Source organism: Collinsella aerofaciens, from assembly GCF_039062315.1.
GTDB lineage: Bacteria > Actinomycetota > Coriobacteriia > Coriobacteriales > Coriobacteriaceae > Collinsella > Collinsella aerofaciens_BG.
The window spans coordinates 143,047-158,051 of the sequence record NZ_JBCJBG010000001.1 but is presented as its reverse complement, the minus strand read 5'-3'; the positions used below and the strand labels follow the sequence as shown (position 1 = coordinate 158,051).

The following is a 15,005-nucleotide window of genomic DNA, read 5'->3' as shown; positions in this document are numbered from 1 at the left end:
GTGTCCCCGCGGCGCTGTACTATGTGTTGGACTTGAATTTGCGCAGGGCCGGAGCCCATGTGCACGATGACGAAAGGAGGCTGCGTGGCGGGCTGGAATCTAACCGGCAATGCCGTTTCCGCCGAGTTCGACGGTTCGGACGATCAGGAGCGCAAGGAGCTCAGCGTGAGCCAGGCGGTGGAGATCGCCGCCGGCGCGCTCGATGCCATTCCGCAGCTGAGCGTTTTGGGCGAGGTCACGGGTTTTCGTGGTCCCAACGCCCGAAGCGGCCACTGCTACTTTCAGATCAAGGACGACTCGGCGGCCGTCGACTGCATCATCTGGAAGGGCGCCTATCTCAAGCGCACGTTCGATCTGCGCGACGGCATGCAGGTGAGCTTTAAGGGCAGCTTCAATCTCTATAAGGCCACGGGCCGCATGAGCTTTGTCGCTCGCTCGTTTTCGCTGGCGGGGGAGGGTCTGCTGCGTCAACAAGTGGCGCAACTGGCCGAAAAGCTACGCCGCGAGGGCCTGATGGACGAAGCGCGTAAGCGCCGCATCCCGGTGTTTTGCTCCCGCGTGGCGGTCGTTACCTCGCTTTCGGGTGCCGTAATCGACGACGTCAAGCGCACATTGCGTCGTCGCAACCCGCTCGTCGAGCTCGTCTGCGTGGGCGCTAAGGTTCAAGGCGAGGGTGCGCCGGCCGAGCTTATTGAGGGCCTGCGCCGTGCCGCCGCCATCACGCCAGCGCCCGACTGCATCTTGCTGGTGCGCGGCGGCGGCTCCTTCGAGGACCTCATGACCTTCAACGACGAGGAGCTTGCCCGTGCGGTGGCGGCTTGTCCTGTGCCCGTGGTGACCGGCATTGGCCATGAGCCCGATACCTCGATTTGCGACATGGTGAGCGACCGCCGCGCCTCCACGCCCACGGCGGCGGCAGAATCGGTGGCGCCGGCTATGACGGAGTTGGCCGATGTACTCGAGGCGCGCCATCAGCGCCTGGGTGCCGCGATGGCATCGATGATTGGGTCGGCCCAGGTCGACCTGGAGATGCTCGATCAGCGTGGTCGCCGTGCCTGGGATACCTATTCGGCTCGCTTGGGCGATGCACTCGATGCGGCTGCGTGCCGCCCGTGCCTCAACGACCCCACATTTATGGTTGAGCGTCGCGAATCGGAGCTTGCGCTGACTGCTGATCGCCTGTCGGGCGCCATAGTACGCTCGGTCGGGACATTCCGCTCCAACTTTGAGCGCTTGCCCGAGCGTCTGGTTACAAGCACCTCGGGGCTCGATGGCAAGCGCCATGCGCTCACGCTTGCGAGTTCCCGTCTGGAGCATCAGGGACGTTCGATGCTCAGCAAGCCCGCGTCCGACCTGGGCCGAGCTGCCGCGTCGCTTGATGCCCTGTCGCCGCTCAAGGTGCTTGCCCGCGGCTATTCCATCGCGTACAGCGATGATGGGGTGGCCACGAGCGCCAAGACCTTTAAGCCCGGCGACGCCATCCGCGTGCGCATGGCAGACGGTAACGTTGCGGCAACGGTCGATACGGTCGAGTAGACCGCGTTTCATAGCGATAAACCTTTAGGAAAGGAAACAGATATGGCAGAGAAAACCCCGGTCGAGCAGCTTACGTACAAGCAGGCCTCGCAGGAGTTGGAGCTCATCATTCGCAGCTTGGAGTCGGGCGATATGGAGCTCGAGGAATCGCTCGAGAGCTATACCCGCGGCGTCGAGCTCCTCAAGAGCCTGCGCACCCGCCTGTCCGATGCCGAGCAGAAGGTCTCGGTGCTTCTTAAGGACGTCGACGGCAACGACGTGCTCGCCGACGGCGAAGCCGCCAACACCGACGACAACCTCTCGTTCTAGCCATCCCGACCAAATATAATTACCTTGGTCTGTGAGAAAGGAACCAACTATGTGCGATTGTATCTTCTGCAAAATTGCCAACCACGAGATCCCCTCGACCGTTGTCTATGAGGATGACCAGGTCATCGCCTTCGACGACCTCAATCCCCAGGCGCCGGTCCATACGCTCGTGATCCCCAAGAAGCATTACAGTGACATCGCCGACAACGTACCTGCCGAGACCATGGGCGCCATGGCTCACGCCATCCAGGAGGTCGCTAAGGCCAAGGGCTTGGAGGACGGTTTCCGCGTCATCTCCAACAAGGGCGTCAACGCCGGCCAGACCGTCATGCACTTCCACATGCACGTTCTCGGTGGCAAGAACCTGGGCGAGAACCTCATCTGAGGGCGCGTAGGCCGTCGACTTGGCTGCCTTTGGAGTAATCTATGCAGCTCTCTCAACTCGAATACCTTCAAGCTGTAGCGAACTATGGCGGCGTGCGCAAAGCAGCTCGCGCCGTTCACGTGAGTCCGCAGGCCGTTTCGTCGGCAATAAAAAAGTTGGAATCTGAGTATCAGATTGTTTTGCTCGACCGATCGGCGGGGGAGGCTGTTTTGTCTCCGGCGGGCAGAGAATTTGCGCGTCGTGCACGCGTGATCCTGGCGCAAGTCGACGATCTCAAAAAGTACGCTCAATCGGGGAACGGCGGCGTTTCGCCCGACGGCCATTTCCGTCTTTACGCCCCCTGTCTTCACGGGCGGGGGCTCCTTTTTTCCGAAAACTGGTACGACTCGTTTGAAAGCTCGCACCCTCAGATTCATCTTGATGTGTGGCATCAGCCAACGGCAACATGCTTTGAATCACTTATACTTGGAATTTCGGACGCGGCTATCTCGTTTGAGGAACCACGGGACAGCGTCCTTTCTTCAAAATATATGGGTGAAAAGGAGCTCAGGGTTCTTTCATGCCCAGCTGGTCATCAATCTGTTGACGCTATGACCATTCGTGAGTTACTGGGCGGCAGGCTCGCTGTTCCCATTAATTTGTCACCCTGTCTCAATGCAATCAATCAATGTCCCGAAGCTCAGCTGGTTAATTTCCGCTTTCGCGATGTCGAATACGGAAGCAGGGCGCAGGCTGAGTTTCTTCAAGCCGGGGGATTGATATTGAGTTTTTCTGGCTCTTCTCTCGCATCAGATGGATTGGAAGTGAGCGAGTGCTCTATTGAAGGCTCGCATGACGTAGCCTTGCCCATCTACTTTTGCTATCGACAAAATGCCTGGACCGATCGACACCAGACGGTATTTCTTCACCTATTGCGTCATCTTGCTTCGTGAGGCCATTTGGCCTCGTGTTGTCAAGTGAATGTTGACGCCTTGTAACACATGACTGACGGCTTTGCCCTCATGCTTTTCCAAGATTCCGATTCAGATTGTTGACTCTTGGAGGGCGGAGCATGAAAAACCGTACGGTTTTGCTTTATATGACGTTCGTTTTTCTGTCGAACTTCAGCACCATTTTGTATTTTCTGACGGTTTACCTTGAATTCGTCGGATTCTCGATAGTGGCGATTTCTAGCATGATGATTGCATATCAAGTGAGCAAGTTCATCCTCGAAGTTCCCACTGGCTATATTGCTGATAGGTTTGGACGAAAGACAAGCGGTCTCGTTGGCGTCGTGGGGATGCTTGGATACTACGCTGCCCTGCTTCTCGTCCGTTTCCCTCTGCTTTTAATCGGTGCGTTCGCTCTCAAAGGTTTTGCCGTTGCATGTCTGAGCGGATCCATAGAAGCGATTTACATTGACAGCGTCTCTCAGGACCAGCTCGTAAGACTTAATGTCGTTGAGCGATTTGTTTTCTATGCCTCTTATGCCATCTCCGCTTGCGTGGGTGGTTTCATTTCGTCTGTCGGTGCATATCTCATTGGTCTTTCGGCAGATATCATCGCAATGGTGTTGACGTTGGTTGTCGTTGTCTGCATTCCTGAGATGCGAAGAGGGGGCACTGCGGGGGCACCTGAGCGTGGAATTAGCCCGAAGATGATCGGTGCCGCTATTGCGTGTAATGGCATTCTTCGTTCAGCGTTCATCATGGACTGTTCTCAGGCATTTGCTTTTGTCGCCCTGGAAGACTTTTTCTCACTGCTGCTTGCGGGCCGCGGAATGAATTCCGTCGCTTCGGGTGTGACCATTGCGGTCCAGCTCCTTGCCTCGGCCTCCATGGGGCTTATTGTGCCCAGTGTGATTGCTCATGTCGACAAGGGCCGTTTTGCGCGTATTTGCGGCATCATTCGCTTAGTATTGACAGCTTTGTTTTTGATCCCCCTTACTCCGGCTAATTTGCTGCCCGTGTTCTATGTGCTGCAGACGGTTGCGTACTCGTTGTTTGCTCCAATTAAATACTCAATTTTTCAAAATGCTGCTGATTCTTCGATGCGCTGTTCATTGATTTCGGTTCAAAGCCAGATGGTGGCGGTGGGTGCTGTTCTTTTCTATCTGCTCAACGCTGTGTTGAGCAGCGCTGCGGGCATTCGAGTCGTATTGCTTGTCGCGCTCGGGATTTCTTCTTTGGTGTATATCCCCGCGCTATTTCGTCTTACAAGCCAAAGGACATGAGTATTTAGACACCGATAACTTATATATCAACGCCAATAAACCCGAGCGCGAGGGCGTTTGGGTTTATTATTGAAGCGTATGTAACCTGGCGGCGCCACACCGCCTGTTAGTAGGGAGACACATGAACGTTCTGGTCGTCAACGCGGGATCTTCGACCCTTAAGTATCAGGTCATCGACACCAAGTCCCACAAGGTGTCCGCAAAGGGCTCCTGCGAGCGCGTCTGCTTTACCGGCGGTACCTTCACCCACGCTGCTAACGGTTCCAAGAAGGTGACCGAGAACATCGAGTTCCCCGACCACAAGGTCGCCATCGAGGTCGTCCTGAAGGACCTCGAGGCCAACGGCGTCAAGATCGAGGGCATCGGCCATCGCATCGTTCAGGGCGGTTGGTACTTTGGCGATTCCTCCCTCGTCGACGAGGACGTTCTCGCTAAGATCCGCGAGGTCGCCCCGCTGGCGCCGCTCCACAACAACCCCGAGGCCAACGTTATCGAGTTCTGCCTGGAGCAGTATCCCGACCTGCCCAACGTCACGGTCTATGACACCGCTTTCCACTTCAACATGCCCGAGGTCGCCAAGACTTACGCTCTACCCAAGGACGTTTGCGACAAGCTGCACATCCGTAAGTACGGCGCCCACGGCACCAGCTACCGTTACATCTCCAAGAAGGTCGCCGAGATGACCAACGGCGAGGCCCGCAAGGTCGTCGTGTGCCATATCGGCTCCGGCGCTTCCCTGTGCGCTATCGAGGACGGCAAGTGCATGGACACCACCATGGGCCTCACCCCGCTCGATGGCGTCATGATGGGCACCCGCTGCGGCTCCATCGACCCGGCTACCGTGTGCTACCTGCAGCGCGAGGGTGGCTACACCTTCGACGAGGTCGACGAGATGATGAACAAGAAGTCCGGCCTTTTGGCTGTGACCGGCGGCAAGACCAACGACTGCCGCAACGTCGAGGAGCTCGCCGCCGCTGGTGACCCCGATGCTCAGCTCGCCTTCGACATGTTTGTCTACAAGATTGCCGCCAAGGCTGCCGAGATGGCTGCTTCCATGTGCGGCATGGACACCCTGGTCTTTACCGCCGGCATCGGCGAGCACGCTCCGGCTGTCCGCGCTGGCGTGGCCGACCGTCTGGCCTTTATGGGCGTCAAGATGGACCATGCCCGCAACGCCCTGCGCGGCGACGGCGCTTGGTGCCTGTCCGCCAAGGATTCCAAGGTCAAGATTTTCGTCATCCCCACGGACGAGGAGTTCATGATCGCTTCCGACGTCGAGCGCATCGTCAACGGCAAGTAATTGCAAGAGGGGAGGGGCTGGACGACCGAGCGCCGTTCGGCCCCTCTTTTGTGCTCGTTGGGCGATATGCTTGATAGCTATTTATCAAGTTGTGATAACTTCTTATTAAAATGCGGCCGCCTTAAGGGGTCTGCGTCGACCGTATTGCACTGCAAAGGAGTCTCATGAACGTACTTGTTGTCAACGCCGGCAGCTCAAGCCTTAAATATCAGCTTTTGGATACCGATACCCGCGAGGTTTTCGCCAAGGGCAACTGCGAACGTATCGGTTCGGACATGGGCATCTTTGGCCACTCCGAGAACGGTGGCGCCAAGCAGACCGAGGAGGTCCCTTTCCCCGATCATCGCTCTGCTATCGCTCGTGTGCTCGAGGAGCTCGAGAAGACCGACTTTACGATTGATGGCATTGGTCATCGTATCGTTCAGGGCGGCTGGCACTTCGATGATTCCGCAGTTGTCGACGACGAGGTTATGGCCAAGATTCTCGAGGTGGCCCCGCTCGCCCCGCTGCACAACTACGGCGAGGCCGCGGCGATTGAGTATTGCCGTGAGAAGTATCCGAAGCTGCCCAACGTGGCGGTCTTCGATACCTCGTTCCATATGACCATGCCCGAGGTCGCCTATACCTACGCGCTGCCCAAGGACGTGTGCGACAAGTACCACGTGCGCAAGTACGGCGCCCACGGCACGAGCCACCGCTATGAGTGGATGATGGCCAAGGAGATCCTGGGTTCGCGCTGCCACCGTCTGCTTTCGTGCCACTTGGGTAACGGTGCTTCGCTCGCTGCTATCGAGGACGGCGTGTGCCGCGACACCACGATGGGCCTCACGCCGCTCGACGGCCTGATGATGGGCACTCGCTGCGGTTCCATTGATCCGGCCACCGTGTGCTACCTCCAGCGCGAGGGCGGCTACAGCTATCAGGAAGTCGATGACATGATGAACAAGCAGTCTGGTCTGCTTGCCATCTCGGGCATCTCCAACGACGCCCGCGACATCCGTACACGCGCCTCCGAGGGCGACGAGCGCTGCCTGCTCGCCTTCGATATGTTCGCCTACAAGGCCATGCAGCAGGCTGGCTCCATGATCGCTTCCATGGCGGGCGTGGACACCATCACCTTTACCGCCGGCATCGGCGAGAACGACTGGTCGATCCGCAAGGCCTTCTGCGACTGCTTTGAGTGGCTGGGCGTACGCATCGACAACAATAAGAACCGCGAGGCCGTGGGCAACGGCCCGCAGGTCATCAGCGCCGCCGGTTCAGCCGTTACGGTCATGGTCATCCCCACCGACGAGGAATACATGATCGCCCACGACGTCGAGCGCCTGACCAAGAACAACTAACGCGCGCATTTGCAAGTAAACGAAAGGCCTCCAGAGCAACAGCTCCGGAGGCCTTTTTGCTAGCAGGCGGAAATACCAGTCCCAAAGTGACCATCGCCAGTAACGCCTGCACTCCCAGCAACGGCACCCGGCCATCCAGATCTTCAGCCTCAGCTCGTAGCCAAGCCGCCGTCCACTCCAGATACCCTGACTGCCACGTGACGGCAGGGACCCTACAGGGTAAAGCTCTGAAAATATTCCACAGGACGGAGGAAGCCCCCGCCGCACGTAGTGCGCAGCGGGGGCTTCCGACATGTCCGAGGACGTTTTCAGAGCTTTACCCTGTAGGGTCCCGAGGGGATATGTTCGCTACTCAGCCATCTGAGCCTGGACGGCGGTGATGGCCACGACACCCACGATGTCGTCGGCAGAGCAGCCGCGCGACAGGTCGTTAACCGGCTTGGCGATGCCCTGCAGGATGGGGCCGTAGGCGTCAGCACCGGCGAAGCGCTGGACCAGCTTGTAGCCGATGTTGCCGGCCTCGAGGTCGGGGAACACGAGCACGTTGGCCTTACCGGCGACGGAGGAGCCGGGGGCCTTGAGCTGGGCGACGGTGGGGACGATGGCGGCGTCGAGCTGCAGGTCGCCGTCGATGGCGAGCTCGGGAGCCTTCTCCTTGCAGAACTTCACGGCCTCCTGGACCTTCTTTGCGACCTCGCCACCGGCGGAGCCCATGGTGGAGTAGGAGAGCATGGCCACGTGCGGCTCAACGTTGCCCATGAAGGTGGACCAGGAGTGGGCCGAGGCGATGGCGATCTCGGAGAGCTCGTCGGAGGACGGGTTGATGTTGAGGCCGCAGTCGGCGAAGATCAGCGTGCCGTCGGTACCGAACTGCGGGGTGTCGGTGCACATCACGAAGAAGGCCGAGACCAGCTTGGTGCCCGGGGCGGTCTTGAGGATCTGAAGCGCAGGGCGCAGGGTGTCGGCGGTGGAGTGGCAGGCGCCGGAGACCAGGCCGTCGGCATCGCCCATCTTGACCATCATGGTGCCAAAGTAGGTGGCGTCCATCACCTGGGCGCGAGCCTGCTCGATGGTAACGCCCTTCTTGGCGCGGAGCTCGGCAAACTTCTGCGCGTACTCCTCGTGCTTCTCGGCATTGCGCGGGTCGATGACGGTGGCGCCGGGAACGTCGATCTCGTCGGGGTTGCCCAGGATGACGATCTTTGCCAGGCCCTCCTCGATGATCTTGGTGGCCGCGACGATGGTGCGCGGATCCTCGCCCTCGGGCAGGACGATCGTCTTAAGGTCGGCCTTGGCGGCAGACTTCATACGGTTAAGGAAATCGCTCATGTTACTCCTTACAAGCGTTTCGCTAAGCTCCAGGCGCCCGGCTGTTCACGAATAAACCCGCTGCTAGCGGGTTTACCTTTCAATTATGTACGCCGCGATGCTTGAGCTTTCCTTGTGTGGCAAGCTCATTATAGGACGCATTAGCGCTATAATCGCTCTGATAAATATGTCTCGAAGAATGTTCGAGAAAAGCCCAGCTAACGAGCCCGTGGCTTTTGACAAGGAGTATCGATGCAGATTACCTCAGGCCTGCCTGAAGGCTTTAACGCCGGCGCGTACGACATGATTGTCGTCGGTGCTGGATATGCCGGTGCCGTTTGCGCCCGCCGTCTTGCCGAGACCATCGGCTATCGTGTTGCCGTTTTGGAGCGCCGTAGCCACATTGCGGGCAATGCCTATGACTGCACTGACGAGGCCGGAATCCTGATCCACGAGTACGGTCCGCATATCTATCACACCTTTAACGAGCGCGTGCACAATTTCCTGTCGCGCTTTACCAAGTGGACGGATTATCAGCACAAGGTGCTCGCCAACATCAACGGTACCCTTATGCCCGTGCCCTTCAACCATGCGAGTCTCAAGCTCGCCTTTGGTGACGAGCGCGGCGAGGAGCTGTATCAGAAGCTCGTGGAGACCTTTGGCAAGGATGTCAAGGTGCCCATTATGGAGCTGCGTAAGAAGAACGACCCCGACTTGGCCGAGGTCGCCGATTACGTCTACGAGAACGTCTTTTTGCATTACACCATGAAGCAGTGGGGCCAGACGCCCGATCAGATCGATCCCTCGATCACCGGCCGCGTTCCCGTCTTTGTGGGCGATGATGACCGCTACTTCCCGCAAGCTCCCTTCCAGGGCATGCCGCAGGAGGGCTACACGGCGCTCTTTGAGCACATGCTCGACCACGACCTGATCGACGTGTTCTGCGACGTGGACGCCCGTGACCTCTTTGAAATCGACGAGACTACCGTCAAGATCGACGGCAAGGTCTACGGCGGCGAGATTGTCTATACCGGTCCGCTCGATGAGCTGTTCAACCTCGACTTGGGTGCGTTGCCGTACCGCACGCTCGATATGAAGTTCGAGACGCTCGATATGGACCAGTTCCAGCCCGTGGGCACCGTCAACTACACCACGAGCGAGGACTACACGCGTATCACCGAGTTCAAGAACATGACCGGTCAGGTCCTGCCCGGCAAGACCACCATCATGAAGGAGTACTCTAAGGCCTATACGCCCGGCTCGGACGAGACGCCGTACTACGCCATTCTTGAGCCCGAGAACCGTGAGCTCTATGAGCGCTATCTTGAGCGCGTCCAGAACCTGACGAACTTCCACCCGGTGGGTCGTCTGGCCGAGTATCGTTACTACGATATGGACGCTGTGACCAATTCCGCCCTCGATCTTTCGGATGAGATTATCGCCTGCCATGCATAAAGTCATAACATTCGGTATTCCCTCGTATAACGCCGCCAAGGACATGGACCATTGCATCACCTCCATCTTGGAGGGGAGCAATTACGCCACCGATATCGAGATTATCGTGGTGGACGACGGCTCCAAGGACGAGACGGCCGCCAAGGCCGACGAGTGGGAGGCCCGTTATCCTGGAATCATCCGCGCGGTGCACCAGGAGAATGGCGGTCACGGTATTGCCGTCCTTTCGGGTCTGCGCGAGGCGCAGGGCACCTACTACAAGGTTGTCGACTCGGATGACTGGCTCGACGCTGCGGCTCTTTCGACTATGCTGTCGATTCTGCGTGGCTTTGAAGAGCGCGATCAGCGCGTTGACCTGTTTATCTCGAACTACGTGTACGAGAAGGTTTACGAGGGCACGCATACCGCTATTGGCTACAAATTTGCCCTGCCGCGCAAAAAGATCTTTTCCTGGGATCAGATCGGTCATTTCCGCCTGGACCAGAACCTACTCATGCACAGCCTGTGCTATCGCACGGATGTGCTGCGCGAGTCCAACCTTCCCATGCCGCCGCACACGTTCTATGTGGACAACATCTACGCCTACGTGCCACTGCCGCGTTGCAAGACCATGTACTACGCCGACATCGACCTCTACCGCTACTTTATCGGCCGCGAAGGTCAGAGCGTCAACGAGGCAACGATGGTCAAGCGTCTGGACCAGCAGTTCCGTGTTACGCGTATCATGATGGAGTCGTACCACCTGTACAGCGATGTTGAGTCGTCGCGCCTGCGTTCGTACATGATGGGCTACTTCACCATGATGATGGCGATCTGCTCGGTGCTTACCAAGCTTTCCGAGGAAGATTGCGCCGACGAGCGCCTAAAGACGCTGTGGAATGATTTGAAGGCCTACGACGAGCGCATGTATCGTCGTGCCCGCTACGGCGTGGTCGGGTTCTTCACCAATCTGCGCGGACGGGCCGGAGACAAAACCACACTCGGCCTATACCGTCTTGCCTCAAAGATCTTCAAATTCAACTAGTGCATAAACGCCCGGGTAACGGGGACCCCTGGTCCTTAACTTGCTACTTCGAACAGTCCTGCGCAAGACGGAGGCGCCACTGGCGCCTCCTTTGCGTGCGGAACTCGTATCAAGTTAAGGACCAGGGGTCCTCTGCTATGTCCCGCATTATGCCAGCAAGCTGAATTTGAAGATCTTCGACGCGCGGTACACAGGGGCCTGGGCTGAAAAGACTTGGTTGGTAGGTTGCCCGGTGGGGCTTGGTTATGTTTGTCGCGAGTTCCGCACGAGCCGAAGAGCACTTAATGTGCTCTTCGTGCGAGCCAGGACTGTAGAGCAGCAAACATAACCAAGCCCCACCGGGCAACCGGTCAGGTTAGGTTACTTCGCGGCGCCGGGGATGCCGTGGGAGGTTTTGGCGGTTTTGGCTCCGTTTACGATGGCAGTTTCCAGGGCCCTTACTGCGAGCATGCCCAGCAGGTCTAGGGGAACGGCGGCGCTTGCCTGGGCGCCCAGTTTGCCGCTGGCGAGGGTGTAGATGGTGTCGCCGTCGTTGGTGGTGTGCGTGGGACGGATGGCGTGTGCGTAGGCGTCTGCGGCCATCTGGGAGACCTTGGTGGCTTGTGCCTTAGTGAGTTCCACGTTGGTGACGATGCAGCTGATGGTGGTGTTGGTGCGGTCGAGCGGCATCTGCATGGATCCGGCGGCGGCAAAGGCTGCGAGTTCCGTGTCGACGATCTGGTCGCTATCGGCGGCGGCGCGCATGCCGGCGACCCACTCGCCGGTGAAGGGGTCGACAACGTTGCCGCAGGCGTTGACCGAGACCACGGCGCCCACCTTGATGGGGCCGAGTGCCACGGCGGCAGCTCCAAGGCCGGCCTTCATGCAGGTGGCAGGCCCCATGAGCTTACCCACGGTAGCGCCCGTGCCGGCGCCTACGTTGCCCTGTTCGAGCTTGGTGGGGGTGTGGTCGAGTGCTTCGCGCACGGCGGCGATGCCGGCCTCAATGTCGGGGCGCACGGTGGGGTTACCAAAGGCAAGGTCGAAGATACAGCTGGAGCACACGATAGGCACCTGCGTGGGGCCGACGGGAAGGCCGATGCCGCGGCTCTCAAGCTCGCGAGCGACGCCGCTTGCAGCTTCGAGGCCAAAGGCCGATCCACCCGAAAGGCAGACGGCGTGGACCTTGTCGACGGTGTTCTCGGGTCGCAGCAGGTCGGTTTCGCGCGATGCTGGAGCACCGCCGCGAACGTCAACGCCGCCGGTGGCGCCCTCGGGTGCCACGATTACGGTGCAACCGGTGCCGGCCTCCTCGTCCGTATAGTTGCCATAGCAAAAGCCATCGACATCGCAGACGTCAATGGCCTCGAGCAGTGTATCCATGTTTAACTCCTATCGGTTTTCCGCCGCGCCTTGTGCCCGGTCGGGATCCGTACGGTACGGCAAAATTGTAGGCGCCGGGGGATACCCAGCGCCAGATGCAATTACGAGAGTTTTTGAATCGCGCGTGCGACGCGAGCGATGGGCAAGCCCACCACGTTGTAGAAGTCACCCGAAATGTCGTGCACGAGCATGCGGCCGCCTGTGCCCTGGATGCCGTAGGCTCCGGCCTTGTCCATGGGCTCGCCGGAGGCGACATAGCGCTCGATCTGCTCCTCGGTAAGCTCATAGAACGTCACGTCGGTCACATCGACAAAGGACAGGCTCTCGGCGGCATGCGGAGCTGTAGCGTCGCCGGCTTTAACGATGCAGACGCCGGTCGCCACCTGGTGCGTGCGGCCCGAAAGCTCGCGGAGCATGGTGCGCGCCTCGTCCTCGTTTGCCGGCTTGCCCAAAATCTTGCCATCGAAGGTGACGATGGTATCGGCCGCGACGGTCAACTCATTGGGCTCGGCATGCTCGGCGGCGACGGCAGCAGCTTTGGCACGCGCCAAGCGCTCGACGAGCGTAAGCGGAGCTTCGCCATCAAAAGGCGTTTCATCGATATCTGCGGGAATTACGCGAATGTTATAGCCCGCCTCGCGCATCAGCTCTATGCGGCGCGGCGATTGCGAAGCCAAAATCATAGTTGGATGCCCTCGGCGACCTTCTCGATGGCCTTCTCGCCGGCGAGCGTGCGCAGCAGCTCCAAGGCAAAGGGGAGTGACTGTGCCATGCCGCTGGCAGTGATGATATTGCCGTCTTGCGTGACCTTCTCGCCGGTATAAGCTCCCTCGGGGAAGCTCTTCTCAAAGCCGGGGAAGCACGTGGCGCGGCGTCCCTCGAGCAGGCCAAGCTCGCCCAGGATAAACGGGGCGGCGCAGATGGCGGCAACGTGCTTGGTCGCGGCGAACTCGCAGACTACGTCGCAGACGCGCTGGTCGGCGCGCAGGTTGGTGGCTCCGGGCAGGCCGCCGGGCAGCACGACGCAGTCGTACTCGTCAAAGTTGATTTCGTCAAAGAGCGCATCGCAGGTCACGGGAATCTGCAGCGAGCTCACGACCTCGCGCGTGGGCATGATCGAGACGAGCGTGGCGCGCACGCCGCCGCGCCGCATGACATCGACCATGGTCAGGCATTCAATCGTTTCAAAGCCATCGGCGGCGAGAACTGCAACGCTGGGCATGAGAGTTCCTTTCGTAAGGCGGCATACAATTAGCCGTCTTATACCCCGAAGACATGCGCTTGCCACGCTCGATTTCCCAATGTTTAAAAAGGGACGGAGATTAAATAATCATTCGGTACAAATTGATTATTTAATCTCCATCCCAGAAAAATCATCGGGCGTGGTCTCGGGCAAACAATCTAGTTGCGCTTGAGGTGGACGACGGTTTCGCAGTGGAAGGTTTGCGGGAACAGGTCGACCGGTGTGATCTTGACGGGGGAGAAGGTGCCTTCCTCGACAAAGCGCTTAAGGTCGCGTGCCAGGGTGGCAGGGTCGCAGCTCACATAGGCGACATCGCGCGCACTCGTGCTGGCGATGAGGTCGATGGCCTCGGGCGCCAGACCTGCACGCGGCGGATCGACCACCAGGACATCGGCATCCTGGTCGGGGAACTCGCGTACGGCATCGCCGCCGATGACGTCGACGTTGTCGAGATTGTTGATCTCGAGGTTACGGCGCAGGTCGCGCACGGCCGGACCGTAGGCCTCGACGGCGGCAACAAAGTCGCAGCGGCGGGCGAGCGGCAGGGTAAAGGTGCCGGCGCCGCAGTACAGGTCCACGGCAAGCTCGTCTTCCTGCGGATCGAGTGCGTCCATAACGAGCTCGATCAAAATCTCGGCACCCTTGGTGTTGACCTGGAAAAACGATGGGGCGGACAAGCGCATCTGGCCGTCAGCGATGTTCTCGGTCCACGAGCCCTCACCGGCGAGCATCTCCACCTTGGAAACGCGGCGGGCCTTCTTCTCGCCCTTGCTCATGACGCGCACGACGCTCGTGGGGTGTGCGGCGTCTGCCAGCACGCGCGAGACCTGTGAGCGCGGGAAGGAGCCTGTGGGCGTCCAAAGCGCGATCTCGAGCGCCTTGGTGCGACGCGAAGCGCGAATGCCCACGCGCTCCAGACCCAGGTCGTGGCTGCCGCTCAGATAGTTGAGCGCGCCGACGACCGATTTGAGTGCCTTGGGAAAACGCTTATCGAACAGCGGGCATGCATCGACAGTCACGATCTTACTGGGATCGACGCCGTGCATGCCAAGGCGCACACGTCCGTTAACGAGGGTGGGCTCCAACTCAATTTTATTGCGGTAGCCCCAGTCGTCCTTGGTGTGGCGGATAGGCTGGACAAGTTCGTTGACCTGGTCGGGGGTGAACTTGCCAATGCGCTCGAGCGTGGAGCGCAGGTTTTGCTCTTTGGCGGCAAGCTGAGCGGTGCGCGAGAGATTGCCCCACGAACAACCGCCGCAGATGCCCACGAAGGGGCAGGGGGGCTGAATGCGATCGGGGCTTGGCTCCAGAATCTCGGTCGTGCGGGCGCGCATAAACGACTTGCCGTCCTGCACGACCTCGGCTTCGACGGTGTCGCCCGCCACGGCGCCTTGCACAAATGTGGCCTTGCCGTTGTCGGCATGTGCCAGACCGTCGGTGCCGTACGTCATCGATTCTATGGTGAGCTTCATGTTCCTGCCTGTCATTCGCGGTATTGTCCGCAACCATGGTAGCAGGGAAAAGCGCC

14 protein-coding genes are annotated in these 15,005 nt (G+C 59.3%); 9 read left to right on the top strand and 5 right to left on the bottom strand.

Annotated features, from left to right (window positions below; all coding sequences use genetic code 11):
* Positions 1-84: 84 nt before the first annotated feature.
* From xseA to ABCP74_RS00665, 7 genes are all read left to right on the top strand, one after another.
* Complete coding sequence (gene xseA / locus ABCP74_RS00695) at positions 85-1,536, top strand: exodeoxyribonuclease VII large subunit (RefSeq protein ID WP_022094104.1); 1,452 nt, start codon at positions 85-87, stop codon at positions 1,534-1,536.
* Positions 1,537-1,578: 42 nt separating this feature from the next.
* On the top strand, positions 1,579-1,845 hold the full coding sequence (gene xseB, locus ABCP74_RS00690; RefSeq protein WP_006234311.1) for an exodeoxyribonuclease VII small subunit: 267 nt from the start codon (positions 1,579-1,581) through the stop codon (positions 1,843-1,845).
* A gap of 49 nt (positions 1,846-1,894) precedes the next feature.
* Positions 1,895-2,230 (top strand): histidine triad nucleotide-binding protein, encoded by a 336-nt coding sequence (locus ABCP74_RS00685; protein WP_035137921.1) that lies wholly within the window; start codon positions 1,895-1,897, stop codon positions 2,228-2,230.
* Between the two features lie 41 nt (positions 2,231-2,271).
* The gene (locus ABCP74_RS00680; protein ID WP_195444453.1) at positions 2,272-3,162 is read left to right on the top strand and encodes a LysR family transcriptional regulator; all 891 of its coding nucleotides are present in this window, start codon (positions 2,272-2,274) and stop codon (positions 3,160-3,162) included.
* 119 nt (positions 3,163-3,281) lie between these two features.
* Positions 3,282-4,442 carry an MFS transporter gene (locus ABCP74_RS00675; RefSeq protein ID WP_343001009.1) on the top strand — a complete coding sequence of 387 codons (1,161 nt, stop codon included), beginning with the start codon at positions 3,282-3,284 and terminating at the stop codon, positions 4,440-4,442.
* A gap of 121 nt (positions 4,443-4,563) precedes the next feature.
* Positions 4,564-5,742 carry an acetate/propionate family kinase gene (locus ABCP74_RS00670; protein WP_343001008.1) on the top strand — a complete coding sequence of 393 codons (1,179 nt, stop codon included), beginning with the start codon at positions 4,564-4,566 and terminating at the stop codon, positions 5,740-5,742.
* A gap of 164 nt (positions 5,743-5,906) precedes the next feature.
* Positions 5,907-7,085, top strand: coding sequence for an acetate/propionate family kinase (locus tag ABCP74_RS00665; RefSeq protein WP_343001007.1), 1,179 nt, complete (start codon positions 5,907-5,909; stop codon positions 7,083-7,085).
* Between the two features lie 348 nt (positions 7,086-7,433).
* Here ABCP74_RS00665 and pta read toward each other — a convergent pair whose 3' ends face one another.
* Positions 7,434-8,414 carry a phosphate acetyltransferase gene (pta, locus tag ABCP74_RS00660; protein WP_055309798.1) on the bottom strand — a complete coding sequence of 327 codons (981 nt, stop codon included), beginning with the start codon at positions 8,412-8,414 and terminating at the stop codon, positions 7,434-7,436.
* Positions 8,415-8,645: 231 nt separating this feature from the next.
* Between pta and glf the strand changes: the two genes are divergently transcribed.
* Complete coding sequence (gene glf, locus ABCP74_RS00655; RefSeq protein WP_195444448.1) at positions 8,646-9,848, top strand: UDP-galactopyranose mutase; 1,203 nt, start codon at positions 8,646-8,648, stop codon at positions 9,846-9,848.
* Positions 9,841-10,872 carry a glycosyltransferase family 2 protein gene (locus ABCP74_RS00650; RefSeq protein WP_195361191.1) on the top strand — a complete coding sequence of 344 codons (1,032 nt, stop codon included), beginning with the start codon at positions 9,841-9,843 and terminating at the stop codon, positions 10,870-10,872. Before glf ends, ABCP74_RS00650 begins: the two co-directional genes overlap by 8 nt.
* A gap of 360 nt (positions 10,873-11,232) precedes the next feature.
* Here ABCP74_RS00650 and ABCP74_RS00645 read toward each other — a convergent pair whose 3' ends face one another.
* The 4 genes from ABCP74_RS00645 to rlmD form a co-directional block, all read right to left on the bottom strand.
* A complete protein-coding gene (locus tag ABCP74_RS00645) occupies positions 11,233-12,234 on the bottom strand; it encodes a P1 family peptidase (RefSeq protein WP_343001006.1) in 1,002 nt (333 codons plus the stop codon).
* 101 nt (positions 12,235-12,335) lie between these two features.
* Positions 12,336-12,917 (bottom strand): Maf family protein, encoded by a 582-nt coding sequence (locus tag ABCP74_RS00640; protein WP_343001005.1) that lies wholly within the window; start codon positions 12,915-12,917, stop codon positions 12,336-12,338.
* A complete protein-coding gene (locus ABCP74_RS00635) occupies positions 12,914-13,456 on the bottom strand; it encodes a DJ-1 family glyoxalase III (protein ID WP_343001004.1) in 543 nt (180 codons plus the stop codon). Before ABCP74_RS00635 ends, ABCP74_RS00640 begins: the two co-directional genes overlap by 4 nt.
* 179 nt (positions 13,457-13,635) lie before the next feature.
* Positions 13,636-14,964 carry a 23S rRNA (uracil(1939)-C(5))-methyltransferase RlmD gene (gene rlmD, locus ABCP74_RS00630; RefSeq protein WP_343001003.1) on the bottom strand — a complete coding sequence of 443 codons (1,329 nt, stop codon included), beginning with the start codon at positions 14,962-14,964 and terminating at the stop codon, positions 13,636-13,638.
* Positions 14,965-15,005 lie beyond the last annotated feature (41 nt).

Excerpts from the sequence above, each read along its gene's own strand:
- xseB (WP_006234311.1), top strand. The coding sequence starts at position 1,579 with ATGGCAGAGAAAACCCCGGTCGAGCAGCTTACGTACAAGCAGGCCTCG.
- ABCP74_RS00685 (WP_035137921.1), top strand. The coding sequence starts at position 1,895 with ATGTGCGATTGTATCTTCTGCAAAATTGCCAACCACGAGATCCCCTCG.
- ABCP74_RS00680 (WP_195444453.1), top strand. The coding sequence starts at position 2,272 with ATGCAGCTCTCTCAACTCGAATACCTTCAAGCTGTAGCGAACTATGGC.
- ABCP74_RS00675 (WP_343001009.1), top strand. The coding sequence starts at position 3,282 with ATGAAAAACCGTACGGTTTTGCTTTATATGACGTTCGTTTTTCTGTCG.
- ABCP74_RS00670 (WP_343001008.1), top strand. The coding sequence starts at position 4,564 with ATGAACGTTCTGGTCGTCAACGCGGGATCTTCGACCCTTAAGTATCAG.
- ABCP74_RS00665 (WP_343001007.1), top strand. The coding sequence starts at position 5,907 with ATGAACGTACTTGTTGTCAACGCCGGCAGCTCAAGCCTTAAATATCAG.
- pta (WP_055309798.1), bottom strand. The coding sequence starts at position 8,414 with ATGAGCGATTTCCTTAACCGTATGAAGTCTGCCGCCAAGGCCGACCTT.
- glf (WP_195444448.1), top strand. The coding sequence starts at position 8,646 with ATGCAGATTACCTCAGGCCTGCCTGAAGGCTTTAACGCCGGCGCGTAC.
- ABCP74_RS00650 (WP_195361191.1), top strand. The coding sequence starts at position 9,841 with ATGCATAAAGTCATAACATTCGGTATTCCCTCGTATAACGCCGCCAAG.
- ABCP74_RS00645 (WP_343001006.1), bottom strand. The coding sequence starts at position 12,234 with ATGGATACACTGCTCGAGGCCATTGACGTCTGCGATGTCGATGGCTTT.
- ABCP74_RS00640 (WP_343001005.1), bottom strand. The coding sequence starts at position 12,917 with ATGATTTTGGCTTCGCAATCGCCGCGCCGCATAGAGCTGATGCGCGAG.
- ABCP74_RS00635 (WP_343001004.1), bottom strand. The coding sequence starts at position 13,456 with ATGCCCAGCGTTGCAGTTCTCGCCGCCGATGGCTTTGAAACGATTGAA.
- rlmD (WP_343001003.1), bottom strand. The coding sequence starts at position 14,964 with ATGACAGGCAGGAACATGAAGCTCACCATAGAATCGATGACGTACGGC.